This window comes from Nocardia alni, assembly GCF_019038435.1.
Classification (GTDB): domain Bacteria; phylum Actinomycetota; class Actinomycetes; order Mycobacteriales; family Mycobacteriaceae; genus Nocardia; species Nocardia alni.
The window spans coordinates 1-19,270 of the sequence record NZ_JAGPOX010000173.1; the positions used below are offsets into that span (position 1 = coordinate 1).

18 protein-coding genes, 1 rRNA gene and 1 pseudogene are annotated in these 19,270 nt (G+C 66.9%); 12 read left to right on the top strand and 8 right to left on the bottom strand.

The genetic code is table 11. The features are described from left to right. Positions 1-340: 340 nt before the first annotated feature. Together rffA and JZ791_RS38855 are read right to left on the bottom strand one after the other, a co-directional pair. Positions 341-1,504 (bottom strand): dTDP-4-amino-4,6-dideoxygalactose transaminase, encoded by a 1,164-nt coding sequence (gene rffA, locus JZ791_RS38850; RefSeq protein ID WP_216902111.1) that lies wholly within the window; start codon positions 1,502-1,504, stop codon positions 341-343. Then, positions 1,494-2,627, bottom strand: coding sequence for a glycosyltransferase (locus tag JZ791_RS38855; RefSeq protein ID WP_438804610.1), 1,134 nt, complete (start codon positions 2,625-2,627; stop codon positions 1,494-1,496). The genes rffA and JZ791_RS38855 overlap by 11 nt, the downstream gene beginning before the upstream one ends. Before the next feature lie 335 nt (positions 2,628-2,962). Between JZ791_RS38855 and JZ791_RS45665 the strand changes: the two genes are divergently transcribed. Continuing rightward, entirely contained in the window at positions 2,963-5,332 is a 2,370-nt protein-coding gene (locus JZ791_RS45665) for a hypothetical protein (RefSeq protein WP_254207117.1), read from the top strand. Here the strand turns inward: JZ791_RS45665 and JZ791_RS38865 are convergent. Next, entirely contained in the window at positions 5,319-6,191 is an 873-nt protein-coding gene (locus tag JZ791_RS38865) for a polysaccharide deacetylase family protein (protein WP_216902113.1), read from the bottom strand. The genes JZ791_RS45665 and JZ791_RS38865 overlap by 14 nt on opposite strands. Before the next feature lie 64 nt (positions 6,192-6,255). Between JZ791_RS38865 and JZ791_RS38870 the strand changes: the two genes are divergently transcribed. The 3 genes from JZ791_RS38870 (at position 6,256) to JZ791_RS38880 (ending at position 7,592) form a co-directional block, all read left to right on the top strand. Further along, positions 6,256-6,636 (top strand): MerR family transcriptional regulator, encoded by a 381-nt coding sequence (locus tag JZ791_RS38870; protein WP_216902115.1) that lies wholly within the window; start codon positions 6,256-6,258, stop codon positions 6,634-6,636. A 196-nt stretch (positions 6,637-6,832) separates the two neighbouring features. Further along, on the top strand, positions 6,833-7,360 hold the full coding sequence (locus tag JZ791_RS38875; RefSeq protein ID WP_308163377.1) for a GtrA family protein: 528 nt from the start codon (positions 6,833-6,835) through the stop codon (positions 7,358-7,360). 10 nt (positions 7,361-7,370) lie between these two features. Further along, positions 7,371-7,592: a Trm112 family protein gene (locus JZ791_RS38880; RefSeq protein ID WP_216902117.1), complete on the top strand. Its 222-nt coding sequence runs from the start codon at positions 7,371-7,373 to the stop codon at positions 7,590-7,592. Here the strand turns inward: JZ791_RS38880 and JZ791_RS38885 are convergent. The 3 genes from JZ791_RS38885 to JZ791_RS38895 are packed head-to-tail and all read right to left on the bottom strand — an operon-like array spanning position 7,583 to position 9,938. After that, positions 7,583-8,440 carry a TetR/AcrR family transcriptional regulator gene (locus JZ791_RS38885; protein ID WP_308163378.1) on the bottom strand — a complete coding sequence of 286 codons (858 nt, stop codon included), beginning with the start codon at positions 8,438-8,440 and terminating at the stop codon, positions 7,583-7,585. The two genes, JZ791_RS38880 and JZ791_RS38885, sit on opposite strands and share 10 nt — an antisense overlap. After that, a complete protein-coding gene (locus tag JZ791_RS38890) occupies positions 8,437-9,210 on the bottom strand; it encodes an ABC transporter permease (protein WP_216902118.1) in 774 nt (257 codons plus the stop codon). Before JZ791_RS38890 ends, JZ791_RS38885 begins: the two co-directional genes overlap by 4 nt. After that, positions 9,207-9,938, bottom strand: a complete 732-nt coding sequence (locus JZ791_RS38895; RefSeq protein WP_216902119.1) for an ABC transporter ATP-binding protein — start codon at positions 9,936-9,938, stop codon at positions 9,207-9,209. The genes JZ791_RS38890 and JZ791_RS38895 overlap by 4 nt, the downstream gene beginning before the upstream one ends. 179 nt (positions 9,939-10,117) lie before the next feature. On the opposite strand from JZ791_RS38895, the gene JZ791_RS38900 reads away from it, so the two are divergent. Then, complete coding sequence (locus tag JZ791_RS38900; RefSeq protein ID WP_308163379.1) at positions 10,118-11,377, top strand: low temperature requirement protein A; 1,260 nt, start codon at positions 10,118-10,120, stop codon at positions 11,375-11,377. A gap of 108 nt (positions 11,378-11,485) precedes the next feature. Here the strand turns inward: JZ791_RS38900 and JZ791_RS38905 are convergent, their stop codons facing one another. Further along, positions 11,486-12,202, bottom strand: a complete 717-nt coding sequence (locus JZ791_RS38905) for a DsbA family oxidoreductase (protein ID WP_216902120.1) — start codon at positions 12,200-12,202, stop codon at positions 11,486-11,488. 164 nt (positions 12,203-12,366) lie between these two features. Between JZ791_RS38905 and JZ791_RS38910 the strand changes: the two genes are divergently transcribed. The 4 genes from JZ791_RS38910 (at position 12,367) to JZ791_RS38925 (ending at position 14,803) form a co-directional block, all read left to right on the top strand. Then, on the top strand, positions 12,367-13,326 hold the full coding sequence (locus tag JZ791_RS38910; protein WP_254207118.1) for an NAD(P)/FAD-dependent oxidoreductase: 960 nt from the start codon (positions 12,367-12,369) through the stop codon (positions 13,324-13,326). After that, a complete protein-coding gene (locus tag JZ791_RS38915) occupies positions 13,323-13,610 on the top strand; it encodes a sigma-70 family RNA polymerase sigma factor family protein (protein WP_216902121.1) in 288 nt (95 codons plus the stop codon). The genes JZ791_RS38910 and JZ791_RS38915 overlap by 4 nt, the downstream gene beginning before the upstream one ends. Positions 13,611-13,878: 268 nt before the next feature. Beyond that, complete coding sequence (locus JZ791_RS38920) at positions 13,879-14,109, top strand: DUF3761 domain-containing protein (protein ID WP_216902122.1); 231 nt, start codon at positions 13,879-13,881, stop codon at positions 14,107-14,109. A gap of 70 nt (positions 14,110-14,179) precedes the next feature. Further along, positions 14,180-14,803, top strand: a complete 624-nt coding sequence (locus JZ791_RS38925; protein ID WP_216902123.1) for a DNA-3-methyladenine glycosylase — start codon at positions 14,180-14,182, stop codon at positions 14,801-14,803. 52 nt (positions 14,804-14,855) lie between these two features. Here JZ791_RS38925 and JZ791_RS38930 read toward each other — a convergent pair. Then, a pseudogene (locus tag JZ791_RS38930) lies at positions 14,856-16,175 on the bottom strand (2-isopropylmalate synthase); the annotation flags it as partial. Positions 16,176-16,424: 249 nt separating this feature from the next. Between JZ791_RS38930 and JZ791_RS38935 the strand changes: the two are divergent. The 3 genes from JZ791_RS38935 to JZ791_RS38945 form a co-directional block, all read left to right on the top strand. Beyond that, complete coding sequence (locus tag JZ791_RS38935; RefSeq protein WP_216902126.1) at positions 16,425-17,099, top strand: FadR/GntR family transcriptional regulator; 675 nt, start codon at positions 16,425-16,427, stop codon at positions 17,097-17,099. A gap of 223 nt (positions 17,100-17,322) precedes the next feature. Next, positions 17,323-18,603 carry a tyrosine--tRNA ligase gene (gene tyrS / locus JZ791_RS38940; RefSeq protein ID WP_216902128.1) on the top strand — a complete coding sequence of 427 codons (1,281 nt, stop codon included), beginning with the start codon at positions 17,323-17,325 and terminating at the stop codon, positions 18,601-18,603. 559 nt (positions 18,604-19,162) lie between these two features. Further along, positions 19,163-19,270: ribosomal RNA gene (locus tag JZ791_RS38945) — 16S ribosomal RNA — on the top strand; the annotation flags it as partial.

Below are 19,270 nucleotides of genomic sequence, written 5' to 3' on the forward strand. Positions count from 1 at the left end.
CTCCACCCGCGCCGCCCACGCCGCCTTCCGACTGGCCCCCGGCCCCACGGTGTGGTTCCACAACCCGGCCACCGAAGCTTACGAACCCCTAACCGACGCAACCCTTTCCGAACTCCTGGCCTGAACCCACGCCCTCGCGTCAGGTCCCGGCACAGGGCTGTACCGGTCGGCTGCCACGCTTTCACCCGACGAAGTCACGAGACATGGCCGGGCGCGAGGGGCGGCCCGGCCTGGTGCTGCATTTTGTCGGTTCGAAACTCCGGTTTCCGCTGAATCTGGCCGGAAAATGTAGCGGGAGGCCGGTTCTCTCCCTTGGAGAAGATCCAGACCAGGGGGACTGTCAGACGCGGAACCCCGTGACCGCGTCGACGACTCGGTTCACCTGCTCGTCGGACAGGCCGGGCCACAGGGGCAGGCGCAGCAGGGTGGCGGAGAATTCGGCGGTGCGCGTGCAAGGGTTGGGTGTGCGGCCGAGTTTCAGTCCGGCGGGGCTGGAGTCGAGGGGGACGTAGTGAAATGGGGCCGAGATTCCTTGTGCGCGTAGATGATCGATGAGACTGTCGCGGTGCTGCTCGGTCGGGGTGCGCAGATAGTAGAGGTGGGCGGTGTGCTCGCGGTCGGCGGGCACCCGCATGAGGCGAACGTCGTTGCGGGCGGCCCAGTCCGGGAGGGCGGCGGCGTAGGTGCGCCACACCCGGAACCTGCCGGCCTGGATCGCGTCGAATTCGGCGAGCTGGGCGTCGAGCACCGCGGCGTTCAGTTCGCTGGGCAGATAGCTCGAACCGATGTCCTGCCAGGAGTATTTGTCCACCGCGCCGCGCAGGAACCGTGCCCGATCGGTGCCCTTCTCCCGGATGATCTCCGCACGAGCCATCAGGATGTCGTCGCCGAGCAGGATCGCCCCGCCCTCGCCGCAGTGCACGTTCTTGGTGTCGTGGAAGCTGAGCGCGCCGATCGTGCCGATGGTGCCCAGCTGTCTGCCGCGCCAGCTGCCGCCCAACCCGTGCGCGGTGTCCTCGATGATCGCCAGGCCGTGGGCGTCGGCGAGGGCCAGCAACCGGTCCATATCCGCGGCGACGCCGCCGTAGTGGATCACCACGACCGCGCGGGTGCGCCGAGTGATGGCCGCCCGCACCGAATCCGGATCCAGGTTGCCGCGCTCATCGATATCGGCGAACACGCAGGTGGTCCCGCGCAGCGCTATCGCGGTCGCGGTCGAGGTGAAGGCGAAGCTCGGGACGATCACCTCGTCGTCCGGCCCGAGGTCGAGCAGTAGCCCCGCCATGTCCAGCGCGTGTGTGCACGAGGTGGTCAGCAGCGCGTGCCGCGCACCGGTGATCCGCCGCAGTTTCGCGGTCGCCGCCATGGTGAACGGTCCATCCCCGTGGCTGTGGTCCGAGGTCAGCACCGCCTCGAGGTTGCTCAGCTCCCGTGTCGCGCGGTAGGGGCGACTGAAGATGACACGCTCAGCGGTGACGGGGGCGCTGGTGGTCTCAGTCGGCACCCGGGAGCCTCCCGCCCGCTACGACCGGTGACAGCGCCGATGAATCGGATTGGGTGACAATCGGATCGTCCGAGAGCGCGACCACCGCGCTGTGCGTCGTCACGGCCGGGCGGCGCTTGGCAGCGGCAACGCCGGACGCCGCCATGATTCGTTCGCGTGCCGGCTCGGTGCCATCCAGGTCGACCTGTGTCCGGGGCGTGGGCGACTCCACGGTCAGATACAGCGGCTTGCCCACCAGCACATGCAAAGCCACGCCCAGGTATTCCGCGATCAGCCCGAGCGAGAATAGGATCGCCCCCGAAACCAGCAGCAGGACAACGATTGTCGACGCCCACCCGGTCGGGTTGTCGCCCTCTCCGAACAGTGTCTGCCCCACGACGGTCACCGCGTACACCAGACCACCGCCCGCCAGGCCGGCCCCGAGCAGGCTCACCAGTCGCAGGCCGCGAGTTCCGCTGCACAACACCATCTTCCAGAACAACGAGAACAGCCGTCGATAGCTGTACCCCGACTCCTCGCGACCTTCGGCCCGCAGCGTCACCGGCGCCTGCGCGGAATTGCCGACCACCCAGGTCAGCGCCACGTCCAGGTACACCCCTGCCGAGGCGACTCGCGCCAGCTGCCGGCCGATATCCGCGCGGATCAGCCGGAAGCTCTCGAACCGGGTCGAATCGGGGAAGGCGAAAACCGTGGCGAGCACGATCTTCGCGCCGCGTGAGGTGATATTGCGCAGCAGGCCGTGTGGTCTGGTGTTGGTGGGTTTGGAATAGACCAGGTCGGCGCGTTCGGTCAGCGCGGTGTCCAGGAATGTGCCGATACAGCCGGGATCGTGCTGCCCGTCCTCGTCCATGGTGATGATCCAGTCGGCGCGCGCGGCGGCCATCCCCGCGATGGTGGCCGCGTCCTGACCGAAGTTGCGGCTCAACCACACCACCCGCACCTGTTCGTATTGTCGATCGAGTTGCCGCAGCACCACATCGGAACGGTCGGGCCCGCTGTCGTGCACGAGGACGATCTCCTCGACGACGAAATGCGCGCCGCCCGGCGTGCGGGTGGGCCGGGACAGCGCGTACAACTCGGCCACGAGTCCGGCGATGGTCTGCTCGCCGCGATACACGGGCACGACGACCGAGACCGCCTGAACCTCGCGAGGCCGTGCGGATTGTGGTGTTGCTGGGCATGCGGGAATCGACATCAGCCTCTTCGACTTTCGGTGACGGTACGCGCCGGAAACTCGCGTCGGTGCTGAGCCTGAATCGCACAGCACTTTAGCACCGCTCACAGCATTCATGCGGCAATCGAAAATCCGCGCAAGTCCGGCAGTGTCCAGGGGTTTCGCATCGCGGCTGAAAGGCCCTGTAGTGTTGCTCACTCGTGGCGCACAGCACAGTGTCGATACCGCCGCTCAGGGGGCTCGAAACGGCTGCACAGCCCGGCGCCTCCGAGGGGGAGCCGGGCATGGTCCCCGGAGCGGATTCGCAGGCCGACCGGCGGCGGCGGTCCGTCCGTCTCTGGGCGCGGATCACCGTACTCGGGGTCATTGCCGGATATATATCGGTGCTTCTGGCGAACCCTCGGCATTTCTACAGCGACGACACCGAATCCCAATACACCCCGCTCTGGGTAATGGTGGGTCGCACCCTGCGCGCGGGTCATCTCCCGCTGTTGCGGCCGGATCAGTGGATGTCCGGCAACTACACTATGGAGGAGGCGGGCCTGTTGAACCCGCCGCAACTGCTGGTCGATCTGATCGCGCCCTCGGTGGACAATCTCGCGGTGCTGGCCACGGTCGTGAAGCTGATCTTCTCGATCATCGCAGCGACCGGAGTGTATCGGGTGTGCTCGGTCTACCGCGCCCGTCCCGAGTGGGCGGCTGTCGCGGGCATCGCCTTCCCGCTGACGGGGTGGTTCCTGTTCTTCGACGAGGCCAGCTGGGTGACCTCGCTGACCGGTACGGCCTGGCTCGTGCATGCCTGGGCGTCGGCGGTTCGGTATATGCGGGCCGGTGACCATGACATGGACGCGAGCGGTCGGCCTGTTCGAGTGGCCGGCGATCATGTTTCGCATGGAAGCGGGCCCACGGCGCGGCCGGACGACCAGGTCGCGCGGGCAGGTGGCGATCCGGATTCCACCGGCAGCCGGGCACGTGCGAGCCGAGGCAGCGGATTCCTGGACGGCCCCGTCCCCGTGTTCGTATTCCTCTATTTCGCGATCTCGGTCGAATACGTCTTTCCCGCAGTGGAATCCGCGCTCATGCTCATCGCGGTGTGCGCGGGCGAGCTGATCTATCGGAAACGCTGGCGGCCCGTCGCGCGGCTGACGGCGGTTTCGGCGTGCGCGGGCCTGGCCGGTTTGATGACCTACCTACCGAGCATGTTGTCCGCGACGGTGACCTGGCGTGGCAACTCGCAGATCAACAACGACCGATTCATGACGGTGCCGTGGTCGGAATCGCTGAATGCCAGCCTGCCCTCGGCACTTCCGGCGTTCGACTCGTGGTGGGGCTACATCCAGCCGATGCCGATGACCTATATCGCCTGGTTCCTGATCCCGGCCCTCGCCTTCGTGGACTGGGGGCGGGCGCGCGCGGCGTGGCGGGAGCTCAGCGCGGTGGCGCTGTTCGCGGTCATATTCCTGATGTGGACCGCCGGGCCCGGCACCGTCGGCCCGCTGCGCTGGCCGGCGCGGGTGCTGCCGATGCTGGCACTGGGCCTGCTGGTGCTGGTGTGCGTGCTGCTCGGCCGTTTCGGCACGGTCGCCCGGCCGCGCGAGCGCGGACTCGCCGCGGTGGTGCTGATCGTAGTGCTGTGGGTACGAACCTTTTCCGCCGATCCGCACGACGCGCTGTGGCATCTGCTGTCCGCGGCAGCTGTCGCCGTGCTGGGAGCGCTGGCGGTATGGTCGGCCCGGGTGCGCGGGGCGGTGGCCGCGGCGGCGGTGACCATCGCGGCGATGTTCCCGATCGCCTACGGGCAGGTGCGTGCCGCCCAGCCGACTCCGATGAACTGGCAACTGCCCGTGAGCCGTTCGGCGGCCAGGGCCGCGTTCCCGAAGTTCGGCGGCGTCACCCTGCAAATCGGCGACCGCATGCTGCTGCGACGTCGGGACAAGACCCTCGGCGGGGCGTACGGCTCACTGGTCTTCGGCAATTACGCCAAGGATCTGCAACTGGACTACGTCAACGGCTACACGCCCAACGGCCAGCGCTGGTTCGCCCAGATACTCTGCATGCGTTGGGATTCCAGTGTCTGCCCGGACGCGTTCCGTCGCCTGTTCACCCCGGAGCCGACTACCGGTCGCACCCTCGCGGATCTGATGAAGCTGGACCGGGTCGTCTTGCAGCGGGCCATGTTTCCGAGGGCGGGCACGCATCCCGCACCGCCGGAGTGGAAGTGGGTGAACTATCCCGGCCATGAACGCTACATCTGGGTTCTGGAACGGGTACACGGTCCGATCTCCGCGGTGAACGGCCGCGTCGCCGACCTCCACGGGGCAACCGCGACCTCGTTGACGGAGACCGACACCTCGAGCGTGGTTCGGGTATCGTCTCCACGCGGTGGACGTGTGGTGTTCGCCCGCCTGGCCTGGCCCGGCTATCACGCCAGGCTCGACGGGCGGGATATCCCGTACACCACCATCGGAAAATCCTTTGTGGCCGTGGATATCCCGTCCGGCACCCACCATGCGGTACTCGAGCTGACCTGGCAGCCGATGGGCTGGACGATCGGCGCCCTCACCGCGACCATGGGCTTGACCGGGCTCGCGCTCATGCAGTGGGAATTCGCGCGTGCCCGGCGACGAGACGAAGCCCGGCTCAGTCGGACGTGACGGTCCCGCGGTAGTGCTCGGCGATTTCGTCGCTCGTGGTCACCCAGACGCCGGGGTGATTGGTCACGTAATCCAGCGCCTCATCCAGATACCGGCGGCGGAACGCCTGACCGGTCACGAACGGATGCAGCGCCAGCGGCATCACCCGGCCGCTGTCGGCCGAGTCCTCGTAGAGCTGATCGACCTGATCCTTGACCATCCGGACGAAGTCCGGCCCGGTCAGGCCCTTGCTGACGAAGATGCCGATATCGTTGAGCTCCACCGAGTACGGGACGCTGAGCATGCCCGGCACGGTCAGCGGATAGGGCTGATCGTCGTTGGTCCAGTCCAGGACGTAGTCCACCCCGAGTTCGCTCAACAGCCGTGGCGTCTCGAAGGTTTCGGTCAGGCCCGGGCCCATCCAACCACGCGGCCGATGCCCGGTGAATTTCTCGATGTCGGTGACGATGTCACGCAACGCGATCCGTTCCTGCTCGACCGACATGCCGGTGTGCAGATGGCTGTTGCTGCTGCCGTGCGCCAGCCATGCCCACCCGCGTTCCCTGCCCGCCGCGATGATCTGCGGATACCGCTGGCCCACATCGGAATTCAGCAGCGCGCTGGCGCGAACGCCGTACCGGTCCAGCGATTCGATCATTCGCCAGATGCCTACTCGCGGTCCGTAGTCGCGCCAGCCGTAGTTGAGCGCGTCCGGAGTCAGTGCCGTGGTGCCCTCGTATGTCGCCGTGCCGGGCAGATCGACGTAGAAGTGCTCGATATTGAGCCCGACGTAGAAGGCGACCCGCTTGCCGTCCGGCCAGTGGATCGGCGCGCGATCGGTGATGGGGCTGTAGTCGAAGAGGGTGATATCCGTACTCATACCGCTATGCTCGAACCTTCACATACATGTGAAGGTCAACCGTACCCGTTGTGAGGAACGACATATGCGAATCGGGGAATTAGCCGAGCGCGCCGACACGTCGCCGCGCCTGCTGCGCTACTACGAGGAGCAGGGCCTGATCCGTGTCGCCCGCACGCCCAACGGCTACCGCGACTACGACGAACGCCTCGTCGATCAGGTGGTGCACATCCGCGGCCTGCTCGACGCGGGCCTGCCCACCCGGATCATCAAGCAGATCCTGCCCTGCCTCCAGGACCCGGCGGACATCCATTTCGCCGACGCCACACCGGAAATCATCGCCGTGCTCGAACGCCAGCGCGACCGCCTGACCGATCGCGTCGACCTGCTCACCCGCAACCGCGACGCGATGAGCGCATACATCGATTCGTTGCGCGGATGTACGCACAACGCGGTGAGCCGATGATTCGGCCGGTCGCTCGACCCACCGAATCACGGACGGCCCCGGCACCCGCGGGACCGGCCGAGCGGTCCGATGATCCAGCTGGCCTCGACACGGAATCGTCGATGGCCGCTGTGGCGATGAAGGGGTGCGTCCCGGCGAGCCGACGGCGCGGCATACTCGGTGGCCGCAGGGCATACTCGGAATCGACGGAGGCGGCGTGAGTATTGCGGAGCGCGGGACGATGCGGGCGCTGCCCGGTGTCCTGCTGCGGATAATTCGGCGGCAGGAGGTGGCCTTCGCGGCGGTCGGCGTGGCGAACACGCTGCTGGGCATGGTGATGACCGTGTTCTTCGAGACGGTGCTCGGGCGATCCTGGCCGCCGGCGATCGCGGTCGCGCTGGCCTACGCGGTGTGCATCGTGTTCGCGTTCGTCGCGCATCGGCGGCTGGTGTTTCGGGTGCGCGGGCAGGTGATGCGCGATTTCGCCCGGTTCGTCCTGGTGAATTCCGGTGGGCTGGTGCTGAATATGGCCGGGGTACAGGTAGCCGTCGATGTTCTGCGACTGCCGGAGCGGCCGGCCACCGTGGTTGCCATGGGGCTGGTCGCGGTGGCCAGCTACTTCGGGCACAGGCATTTCTCGTTCCGCCGCTCACCCACTCGGGCCGAATCGGGTGACGTAGTACACGGAGGCGCCGAAGCCGGACCCGACGAGGTGCCGTCCGGAACGGTCGGGACGGACCGGTAGGTTATCGATCATGCCGGAGGAAACCTTGGACCCGACCCTGCTGAGCCTGCTGGCCTGCCCGCAGGACAAGGGCCCGTTATCGCTGGTCCGGACCCAGGACGGCGACAGTGTGCTCTACAACCCGCGCCTGCGTCGCGCCTATCCGATCGATAACGGGATCCCGGTGCTGCTGATCGATGAGGCCCGCGAGGTGAGCGAGGCCGAGCACGAGGCGTACATCGCTCAGGGCTGACGCCGCTGTTCCCCGTTCTCTTGGTCGGTCCTGTCTGCCCGGATCATGGTCGGCCTCGGATGGCGGTCGGCGCCTCGGCCCGGATCCGCGCTCGAGCCCAGATCCCCGGTCAGATAGCGCTGTAGTGTCGGCCCGATCAATGCGGCCAGTTCGTCGACGCTCATCGAGGCGAGCGGTTCGAGCCCGACGATGTGCCGGGCCATCAGCAGCCCGCCCATCTGCGAGATGGCCAGGGTCACCCGGGTGGCGCCCGACCCCGGCGGCGAATCCACCCGCACCTGAATATCTTTGAGCACGACGTCGAGCAGGAAGTTGCGCGCCAGCGCGCCGTTGCTGCTGTCCAGCATGGTGCGGAACGCGGTGATCACCGACGTGCCGATGGGGGAGTCCCAGATACTCACGACCGTTCGTACGATGGTCTCCCCGATCCGCTCCAGGGGCGCGGCCCCGATGGTCGCTCGGATCACGTCCGGGTCGATCGGCAGATTCATCGCGGCGGTGAGCAATTCCTGTTTGGTGCCGAAGTAGTGGTGTACCAGTGCGGGATCAACGCCGGCCGCGCCTGCGATGGAGCGGATCGAGGCCTTGTCGAATCCGACCTCCGCGAACCGGTCTCGCGCCGCCTCGAGAATGGCCTCACGGGTTCCGGAGCGCCCCGGACGCCGACCGCTGCGCCCGCCCGTCGACCCGGTGCCCTCGGCCTGACCATCGTGGACCTGCTCGCTCGAATCCGGTTGGCCAGGGCTGATGCCGGTGCGCAGGGCGCTGCTGTCGCGCGCGTCGCCGTTATCCGGGGCGCCCGCGTTCGTGCCACTGTCGCCCGGTGTACGATCGTCGCGCGCCGTCACGCCGTGCGCCGCCGCAGCGTACCCGCGCCCAGAGCCAGCGCGGCGGCCGCGAACGCGGCGACGATGCCCAGATCCCGCCACATCAGTCCGGTCGCGCCGGTGTGGCTCGAAACCTGTTGCAGCGCCTCGACCGCGTAGCTCAGCGGCAGCACATCGCTGATCACCTGCAGCCACTGCGGCAGTTGCCCGCGCGGCACCAGCAGCCCGCACAGGAAGAACTGCGGCCCGACGATCACCGGCATGAACTGCACGGCCTGAAATTCGGTGCGCGCGAACGCGCTTGCCAGCAGACCGAGTGCGACCCCGAGTACCGCGTCGAGCACCGCGATCAGCAGTACCAGCCAGACGCTGCCCGCCGCCTTCATGTCCAGCAGCCAGAACGCGATCAGGCACGCCAATCCGGCCTGTGCGGCCGCGGCCACCGAGAACGCCGAACCGTATCCGGCGAGCAGATCCGGCTTCGACAGCGGCGTGGTCATCAGGCGTTCCAGTGTGCCCGAAGTCCTTTCGCGCTGCATGGCGATCGCGGTGATCAGGAACATCACGATGAAGGGCAGGATGCCGAGCATGCTGATACCGATCCGATCGAACATCGTCGGCATTCCCGGTATCGATGGGGAGTCGTGATAGACGAAGTAGATGAGCACCAGTAGCAGCGTGGGGACCAGCAGCAGCATCGCGATGGTGCGTTTGTCCGCGCGCAGTTGACGCAGGATTCGCACGGTGGTGGCGGTGTAGCAGCGCAGCGGGGGTGTGAAAGATGTCGTCATGAGGGCTGTCCCATCTTGATCAGCGCGAGAAAGGCGTTCTCCAAACTGGTTTCGCCGGTCTCGGCGCGCAGTTCGGCGGGGGAGAGCTGGGCGAGCAGGTGCCCGTCGCGCATGAGCAGCAGTTGGTCGCAGTGTTCGGCCTCGTCCATCACGTGGCTGGACACCAGCAGGGTGCGGCCTTGGTCGGCCAGCGCGTGGAACTGTCGCCAAAGCTCGACGCGCAGAACGGGATCCAGACCGACCGTTGGCTCGTCGAGCACCAGCAGTTCCGGATCGGCGACCAGTGCGCAGGCCAGCGAGGCCCGGGTCCGCTGGCCGCCCGAGAGTTGATTGCCGCGCTGGCGAACATGCTCGCCCAGCCCGACCGCGGTCAGCGCGTCGTTGGCATCCTGGCTCGATCGGCCGTATAGCGCGGCGAAATATCCGACATTCTCGGCCGCGGTCAGATCGTCGTAGATGCTCGGCGCCTGCGTGACGTACCCGACGCGCGCCCGCAGTCTCGATGACCCGGCCGGTTCACCGAGCACCTGAATGCTGCCCGCCGCGACCAACTGCGTGCCGACGACGCTGCGCATCAGCGTCGTCTTCCCGCATCCGGACGGACCGAGCAGCCCGGTGATGCAACCGCGCGGCACCGTCAGCGAAATATCGTGCAGCACGTCACGCCCGCCGCGGCGCACCCGCAGGTGCTCCACCTCGATCGCGGGGGACGAATCCGGTGCCGTCATGGGCCACCCTCTTATTTCATCGAGCGTTGAATTCACTGTACGTTGAATTCTGCGCTCCGCTCAGCCTCAGCGCAAGCCCGAGCTTGTCCTGGCTCGGCGTGTCGCTCCGGTGTGAGCGCGAATGGCGGAATCTGTGCGCCGGTAGCGCACGAGCCGCATGCCGCCTTTATTCTCTGCCCGTGACCAGCGAATCACCCGAGGTGAACACTTCCACCGAGACCGAGTCGGCGGGCGAGACCGAGCCGGCCGAATCAGCCGCGGAGGTCGAGTTTGCGGCCGAGGGCGGGCAGGTGCGCGCATCGACCCTGGAACTGTTCTTCGACCTGGTGTTCGTCTTCACGGTCACCCAGTTGGCGCACGTCTTCGGCGAACATCCCGGCTGGCCCTCGCTGGGCCGGGTGGTGCTGATGTTCGGGTTGATCTGGTGGATGTACAGCGGCTACGTCTATCTCACCAACGAGGTCGCGCCGAACAGCACACTGCGCCGCAGCTGCCTGCTGGTCGGTATGTTCGGCTTTTTCGTCCTGGCGCTGGCGGTGCCCGGGGCGTTCGCGGGGTCGGGGCTGGCCTTCGGACTCTATTATTTCGTGGTGAATCTCGTGCACACCGGATTGTTCTTCGCCAACGGCGGTGGTTCGGTGACCGCCGCGGTCCTGCGCATCGCGCCCGCCAACGGCACGACGGCGCTGCTGGTGCTGATCGGCGGCATCATCCACGGCTGGCCGCGATACCTGTTGTGGGCATTGGCATTCGGGTTGCAGCTGCTCACGCCCTATGTGATCAACACCCGGGGTTTCGGCCTGCGCCCGAGCCATATCGCCGAGCGGCACGGGCTGGTGATCATCATCGCGCTGGGCGAATCGGTGGTGGCGATCGGGACGGGACTGGCCGGCGAGCCGATCACTGTCGGCCTGGTCGCGATGGTCGCGATCGGGCTCAGCCTGGCGTACGTGCTGTGGTGGGCCTATTTCGGCTTGGACGACGAGGCAGGTGAACATTCGCTGGCGGCGCTGCCGGCCGAACAGCGGCTGCATCCGGCGGTGCTGTCCTACGGATACGCGTTGTATCCGTTACTCATCGGGGTCATCCTGACCTCGGCGGGCATCCGCCTGAGCATCGCGCACGGCAACCGGCCCGCGTCCTGGGCCGCCGCCCTGGCGCTATCCGGCGGCCTAGCTTTGTATTTCGTCGGTCAGTCGTTGTTCCGGGCGGCGCTGAGGCTGGCCCGCCCGTGGTCCCGGCTGGTCGCCGGGATCGTGGTACTGGCGACCGCGCCGATCGGTGTGGTCTGGGTCGCGTGGGGGCAACTGCTCACGCTGTTGGTCGTGGCGTTCTGTGCGGTGGTCTCCGACGATGTGGCGGCGCTGCGGGCCGGGGCGACCAGCTCGTACGCCACACCGGTGTCGGTGGTCGCGCGAATCATCAGCCGCGACAGCTGATTGCGACACACCGGATCGGATCCGCCCTGCCGACAGCTGATTTCGTTGTCGGCAGGCCTGAACTACTGCTATCGCGAGCGGATCTCACCGCGGGGCGTCCCCAGCAGCTCAACGCTGGGGCAGCGCGCACCCATCCGGACCGCACGCGTCGGCGCCGCCGACCACCTCCAGGACGGGCTCCTGATCGGACCATGCCCGCTCCAGCGCCTGTTCGAACACCTCGGACGGCTGCGCGCCGGACACGCCGTACTTGCGGTCGAAGACGAAGAACGGCACACCGTTCGCGCCCAGCCGGGCCGCCTCGCGCTCATCGGCGCGGACCGCGTCGGCGTACGCCTCGGGATCGGCCAGCACCGCGCGCACATCGGCCTCGTCGAGTCCGGCCTCCACGGCCAGGTGAACCAGTCGCCCGGCATCACCGAACAAGGGCGCGTCCTCGGCGAAATTGCCCCGGTACAGCGCGTCCAGCAGTTGCTCCTGTCGGCCGTGCGCCAACGCGTAGTGCAGCAGCCGGTGCATGTCGAAGCTGTTGCCGAAGTCGCGTCCCGCCACCTGATACGGCAGCCCGATCTGGGCGGCTTGCGCCCCGATACCACGCTCATTGGCCGCGGCCTGCGCCTCGCTGATGCCGTATTTCTCGGCGATATGGGCGACCACCGGACCTGTATGGTCCGTGGGCAGCGTCGGATCCAGCTCGAACGAGCGATGCACGACCTGGACATCGTCACGATGCGCGAACCCAGCGAGCGCGTGCTCGAACCGGCGCTTACCCAGGTAGCAGAACGGGCAGTTGATATCGGTCCAGATCTCGACCTGAACGGCCATGACACCTCACTCGGATTCGTGGTCTCTGCACCGCACAACGCGGGACTCGTCCGGTCTTGTTCCGCTCTGCGACTCCCACCACATCACGCGGGTGCGGCGGGCTGCCTGGATTGTGATCCACGTCATGTCTCCGAGCGTCACGGATGCACGCGCCGACTTGTCTCATGCCCGATAGCGATTCCACCGACTTTCGGGAGATCACGATGAACACCCACCAGATCGTCGTCCTCGGCACGGGATACACCGGCATGCTGGCTACCGTCCGCCTGGCTCACCGCACCCGGCGGTTCCCCGTGCGCATCACCCTGGTCAATCCGTCCGAACGGTTCACCGAGCGGCTGCGTTCGCACCAGATCGCCACCGGTCAACAGCTCGCCGACCTGCGCATCCCGGCCGTCCTGACCGGCACCGGAGTCGATTTCCGGCGAGCCGCCGCGACGGCCATCGACCCCGCCGCGCGTCGCGTCACCCTCGATGACGGCACCGTGTTGTCCTACGCCACCCTGGTGTACGCCCTGGGCAGCAACACCGACACCGTCCGGGTACCGGGTGCGGCCGATCACGCGTGGACCCTGAACACCCCGCGGACGGCGCACCGATTCGCACAGCGTTTGGATGCGGCCGCCACGGTCACCGTCGTCGGTGGTGGCTTGACCGGCATCGAGTCGGCCACCGAGATCGCCGAGCGTCATCGGGGCGTCGTGGTGACCCTGATCAGCACCGACGAGCCCGGCGCGATGATGGGCGACAGGGCGCGCGCATACCTGAACCGGGCGATGGACCGACTCGGCGTCGTTCGCAGGACCGGCGTGCGAGTGACAAAGGTGCTGCCCGACGCCATCGAACTGACCACCGGCGAGGTACTGCCCTCACATCTGACCCTCTGGACCGCCGGGGTACGTGCCCCCGAACTGGCCACCGCATCCGGAATCGCCACCGACGAACAGGGTGCGATCCTCACCGACCCGACACTGCGGGCGATCTCGCACCCGGACATCTACGCCGTCGGCGACGCCGCGGCGGTCCGGCAGCCGTGGGGCCGGATCCACGGCACCTGCCAGAGCGGCATACCCACCGCCGCCTACGCCGCCGATGCGATCGCCCGGCGGCTGCGCCGGATGTGACGCTCTGGAACGATGGCGGCGGCAAGGTCACCGCGGCCCGCCGCCCTCTGGACGGCCCGGATCACGTCGCTCGCTGGATGTTCGGAACCATGGCCAAGCCGTTGTCCGCGGGCCTCCACCTGGAACCGACGCTGATCAACGGCGAACTCGGCCTGCTCGTACTGCTCGGCGACTACTCGATCGGCGCGCTGACCTACGACATCCTCGACGGCAGCATCCGGTACATCCGGTTTCAGGTGAACCCGGACAAGCTCGCCGGTCTGCGGACCGACGGGGAGAAATAGGAATCTCCTGGTGTTCCGCGGCCGGCGCTGTACCGGTCCGGTTTGTGCCTCTTGTCCCGCAGTCGGTGGTCAAAGGTCCCCAGTGATCACCGATACGACCGGCACGGCCGTGTGGCGGGCTAGCGTCGAGGGCGCGGTCGCGATCTGCGGCCGGAAGTTGCACGGCGGTGGGGAGTTTCACCAAATGAATATCGGATCGCGACGGGTGCTTCGTCGAATCATCTTCGTACCCTGGATATTTGCGATAGCAGTCGGTCTCGGCATCCCGATGAGTACTCAGTCGGCCGTTGCCGCTCCCGTGCCTATCGCTTGCACCGCAGACGAATACGTGAATGTGGATGACGTCTGTGTTCAGCGTCCGGAGCATGTGCCCGGCAATGGGGTCCCGGTGGGAGCGACGGCACAGTGCCGTGACGGCGACTACAGCTTCACCCAGCACCGTCGCGGAGCATGCTCGGGTCACCACGGCGTCGGCCAATGGCTGGCCGACCTGCCCTGACGCCCGTCGCGGTACTCGCCCGCCGGGGGCGATGCGGATACGCCTCCGGCGGGCTGCACAATAGGGTGCTGTGTCTGCCGAGGAGCTTGCGATCGAACCCCTGGCGGCTGCTCGTCGGCTGCTGGGCGCGACGCTGTGGTCCGGGCCGGTCGGGATGCGGATCGTGGAGGTCGAGGCGTACGGTGGCGATCCGGCCGGTCCGTGGCATGATCCCGCCGCGCATTCCGGACGTGGTCGCACCCCGCGCAATGCGGTGATGTTCGGCCCGCCCGGCGTGCTCTACGTCTACTTCAGCTACGGCATGCACACCTGTGTGAACGTCACCACCGGCCCGGACGGCATCGCCAGCGCTGTGCTGCTGCGGGCCGGCGAGATCATCGCCGGGCACGAGATCGCCCGTGCCCGTAGACCCGCCGCTCGCACCGACGCCGATCTCGCCAAGGGGCCTGGCAATCTCGGCAGCGCCCTCGGAATCACCTTGGACGACTATGGAACTCACCTGTTCGATCCGGTCTCGGGTATCCGGCTCGAGCTCGGCGACGAGATCATCGACGAAGCGGCGATCGGCGTCGGCCCCCGGGTCGGGGTGAGCCTGGCCGCCGATCGCCCTTGGCGGCTGTGGCTGCTGGATTCGGCGGCCGTCTCGGCCTACCGCCGCAGTCCCCGCGCGCCCCGCGTCGCCGAATCCGCGTGAACCGCTATCCCGCGATCCCTTCGGACACAGCGGCATTCTCTCCGGACCACTCGGTGAACAGCGTCCACAACATCTCGACCGTGACCTCCGCGCCCGTGCGATCGGTGTAATCCTGGACGTGGCGGGCGAATTCCCGCTGCGCCGCGGGCGAGAGCGTCCGGCCGAATTCGGTTTCCAGCAGATAGGCGATGCCGCCCTTGCCGGACTGCGAGTTCACCCGGATCACGGCCTCGTAGGTGCGTCCCACATCGGCCGGGTCGATCGGCAGATACGGTACCTGCCAGGGGATCTCGCGCTCGTCGGCGCCGAGCCGCGCGGCGCGCTCGCGGTGTTCGGCGAAACCCTTGCGGATCGCGTCCTGATGCGTCCCGGAGAACGCGGTGTACACCAGATTCCCGACGTACGGGTGCCGTTCGGGGACGGGCATCCGGGTGCAGTACTCGACCGTGCGCCGAATCTCGTCGATATCGGAGAAGTCGATCATCGGATCGACGCCCTGGGCATGCAGATTCAGGGCGAGCGTGGCGATGTCGACGTTGCCCGTGCGCTCGCCGTTGCCGAATACACAGCCCTCGACGCGCTGCGCCCCGGCGAGTACCGCCAGCTCCGCGCAGGCGATGCCGGTACCGCGGTCGTTGTGCGGATGCACCGACAGGATGACCCCTTCACGGCGGGCGAGATGCCGGTGCATGTACTCGATCTGATCCGCGTACACGTTGGGCGTGGCGACCTCCACGGTCGCGGGCAAATTCAGGATCACCGGCCGCCGCGGCGTGGCATCCCACAGCTCGGTCATCGAATCACACACCTGCAGTACGAAATCCGGCTCGGTGAGTATGAAAACCTCGGGTGAGAACTGGAATCGGATATTGTCCCGATGCCCGGCCAGCTCGAGGATGTCGCGCGCACCGGCGGTGATCATCTCGGCGACCTCGGCGCGGGTGCGGCCCAGCACATGCTCGCGCCACATCGGCGCGGTCGCGGTGTACATGTGGATCACCACGTCGTTGGCGATACCCTCGACCGATTCCACGGTCCGCTCGATGAGATCGCGCCGGGCCGGGGTGAACACCACGATCGTGACGTCCTCGGGCGCCAGGTCGGCATCGCGGATCAGCCGCACGAAATCGAAGTCGGCCTGCGAGGCGCTCGGGTAGCCGACCTCGATCTCCTTGTAGCCCATGCGAACCATGAGCTCGAAGAACGCGCGCTTGCGTTCCGGATCCATCGGCTCGGCCAGGGCCTGATTGCCGTCGCGCAGATCGACCGGAACCCACAGCGGCGCGGCGGTGATGCGCTGGGACGGCCAGCGCCGGTCGATGAGAGGAACCGAAACCCGTTCGTATACATCGCGATACCGGTGTGACGGCATGGTCGACGGGTGTTGGCGATTCCAACCCGAGGGACGGTGAGCCGGCGGGGTGGATGAACTCAGGGGAGATGACATCTGTTCGGGGATGCTTTCGCGTCGGAGGATGACCGGCGCAGCCCAGCGCCCCGCGAGCGGGGCGCCGGTCGGTCAGACCCCGCTGCGGCGGAGAAGCAGGAGCAGACCTTCGAATCGCATGCGGTTAGACTAGAGCGAAACAACTCCTCAGACAAGTAGAGAGGTGGTCCATTCTTGGCGCACGTACAGCGGCATCCGTTGGCCGCGCAGGCGGCCGAGCTACTTCTGAATCGGATCCGCGCCGGTGAGTGGATGCTCGGTCACAAACTTCCCGGGGAGACGACGCTGGCCGCCCAGTTGGGTGTCGGCCGATCCACGGTGCGCGAGGCGATCCGCGAGCTGTCCGGCCGGGGTGTGCTCGAAAGCCGCCAGGGCGCGGGTGTTTTCGTCACCGCACTGGACGTGGTGGAGGACTGGGACGCGGTGCTGCGCCGCGCCGACATCGTCACCGTGCTCGAGGCCCGCATCGCCATCGAGGCCGAGGGCGCCGCGCTGGCCGCCGCTCGCCGCACCCCGGCGGATCTGCGGGCTATCTGGCGCGCCCTGGCCGCGCGGGCGGAGACGAGCAGTGTGGAGGATCTGGAGCATCTGGTCGATGCCGATACGGCCTTCCATCGCACGGTGGTCGTCGCCGCGCACAACGACGTACTGACCGGGATGTTCGACGCGTTCGTGCCGCGGCTGCGGCACGCCATGGTCGATATGCTCCGCATCCGCCCGCTGCGGGACGAGCGCGCCGACCATCATGCGCACGAGGTGCTGCTGGACGCCGTGCGTCGTCGTGACCGGGTCGCTGCCGCGGCGGCCAGCCGAGTGCACCTCAGCGCCCTGAAGGATGCCCTGGTCTAGAGGGTGCGCCTCCCCGGAATGGACCGGTAAATCGCTGGACCCGGCGCCGACGCCTCAGCAGAATGAAGCGGCGGCGTCGATGCGGCCGATGACCGTGTCTCCCCTGCCGGTGAGCAGCGGCGATGCGTGCGGAAAGATAGGACGACGTGAGCGAGCTTGCGAGTGAACCGTTGATACAGCGCGCGACGCGCACGATGCCGACGAGCGCTAGCGAGGAGGTGTCGTGAGTGTCGACGTTATTGATGAACTGACCTGGCGTGGACTGATCGCACAGTCCACGGATCTGGATGCCCTGCGGGGTGACGTCGCGAAGGGCCCCATCACCCTGTATGCGGGCTTCGACCCGACCGCGGCCAGCCTGCACGCGGGTCATCTGGTTCCGCTGCTGACCCTGCGACGTTTTCAGCAGGCCGGTCATCGTCCGATCGTGCTCGCGGGAGGGGCGACCGGGTTGATCGGTGACCCCCGCGATGTCGGGGAACGGGTCATGAACTCCACCGACACGGTGGCCGAGTGGGCCGATCGGATCCGCGGTCAGCTGTCCCGGTTCGTGGAGTTGGACGACTCGCCGACCGGCGCGGTGATCGCGAACAACATGGACTGGACAGGCCGGCTGTCGGCGGTGGACTTCCTGCGCGATATCGGCAAGCACTTCTCGGTGAACGTGATGCTCGCCCGCGAGACGGTCAAGCGCCGCCTGGACGGTGAGGGCATGTCCTACACCGAATTCAGCTACATGTTGTTGCAGGCCAACGACTTTCTCCAGCTGCGCCGCAACTACGGCTGCACGCTGCAGGTCGGCGGTTCGGATCAGTGGGGCAACATCATCGCGGGCGTCGAGCTGAACCGGCGCGTCGACGGCGAGTCCGTGCACGCGCTGACCACGCCGCTGGTCACCTCGGCGGACGGCAAGAAGTTCGGCAAGTCCACCGGCGGCGGCAGCCTGTGGCTGGATCCGGAGATGACCAGCCCGTACGCCTGGTACCAGTACTTCGTGAACACCGGGGACGCGGATGTCATCCGGTACCTGCGCTGGTTCACCTTCCTGGACCGTGAGGAACTGGACGAACTGGAGCGGGCCACGGCCGAGCGCCCGCATGCTCGCGAAGCGCAGCGCCGCCTGGCAGCCGAGATGACCACGCTGGTGCACGGCGAGGCGAATACCAAGGCCGTTCAGCTGGCCAGTCAAGCTCTGTTCGGCCGGGGTGATCTGACCGAACTGGATTCCGTGACGCTGGGGGCCGCGCTCACCGAGGCCGCGGCCGAGAGGGGGGTGGCCCTCGCGGCGGACGGTGCGACGATCGTGGACCTCCTGGTGGAGTCCGGACTGTCCGAGAGTCGTGGCGCCGCGCGTAGGGCCGTCGGGGAGAACGGGGTGTCGGTGAACAACAGCCGCATCACGGATCCGGAGTGGACGCCGTCCGGGAGCGACTACTTGCACGGACAGTGGTTGGTGCTGCGGCGCGGAAAGAAGAGCTTCGCCGGCGTTCGTCGTGCGGGATAGTGCTGGTCAACGGTGTTTTTGTCGGTGATCCGGCGCAATGGGGATTGATCTTCGGCATGACCTGAGTCACAATCGTGTGACTCGGGCCGGTCGGGGCTCAAACCCGGGGGGCTGACCTGCGCCGACGCGCGGTGTCTTGGGGATTTGACGTTCCGTTATCCGCCGCGTAACTTATTCCAAGTCAGAGCGACACGGACGCCAACCCGGACCGAGAGGTCAGGGGAAACGAGGTCGGACGAGGAGCGCCTGACAGCATGCGCAACTGATCGAGATCCGGAGCTTGACTCCGCGATGGAGAGCAGTTAGGCTGGAAAAGTTGCCTCTAGAGAAGGTCGGAGTGAAATCCGGCTAGATCTTCAGTGCGTGTGTTCTTTGAGAACTCAATAGTGTGTCGATGAATGTCAGTGCCAAATGTTTTATTTGGTTCCGGCGCTTACACCCCCGTGTGGGTGTCGGACATTTTTGTCAGCAAATACTTTTTGCTGGCGTTTGATTTTGCCAAGGTTTTCGGACTCTGGTTAATTCTTCCGATAAGCCCTTTGGGGTTTGTTGAGAGTCTTCAACGGAGAGTTTGATCCTGGCTCAGGACGAACGCTGGCGGCGTGCTTAACACATGCAAGTCGAGCGGTAAGGCCCTTCGGGGTACACGAGCGGCGAACGGGTGAGT

What these genes read in the sequence shown, in the direction of transcription:
- JZ791_RS45665 (WP_254207117.1), top strand. Translation starts at nt 2,963, where the DNA reads ATGGTCCCCGGAGCGGATTCGCAGGCCGACCGGCGGCGGCGGTCCGTC.
- JZ791_RS38865 (WP_216902113.1), bottom strand. Translation starts at nt 6,191, where the DNA reads ATGAGTACGGATATCACCCTCTTCGACTACAGCCCCATCACCGATCGC.
- JZ791_RS38870 (WP_216902115.1), top strand. Translation starts at nt 6,256, where the DNA reads ATGCGAATCGGGGAATTAGCCGAGCGCGCCGACACGTCGCCGCGCCTG.
- JZ791_RS38880 (WP_216902117.1), top strand. Translation starts at nt 7,371, where the DNA reads ATGCCGGAGGAAACCTTGGACCCGACCCTGCTGAGCCTGCTGGCCTGC.
- JZ791_RS38890 (WP_216902118.1), bottom strand. Translation starts at nt 9,210, where the DNA reads ATGACGACATCTTTCACACCCCCGCTGCGCTGCTACACCGCCACCACC.
- JZ791_RS38895 (WP_216902119.1), bottom strand. Translation starts at nt 9,938, where the DNA reads ATGACGGCACCGGATTCGTCCCCCGCGATCGAGGTGGAGCACCTGCGG.
- JZ791_RS38905 (WP_216902120.1), bottom strand. Translation starts at nt 12,202, where the DNA reads ATGGCCGTTCAGGTCGAGATCTGGACCGATATCAACTGCCCGTTCTGC.
- JZ791_RS38910 (WP_254207118.1), top strand. Translation starts at nt 12,367, where the DNA reads ATGCCCGATAGCGATTCCACCGACTTTCGGGAGATCACGATGAACACC.
- JZ791_RS38920 (WP_216902122.1), top strand. Translation starts at nt 13,879, where the DNA reads ATGAGTACTCAGTCGGCCGTTGCCGCTCCCGTGCCTATCGCTTGCACC.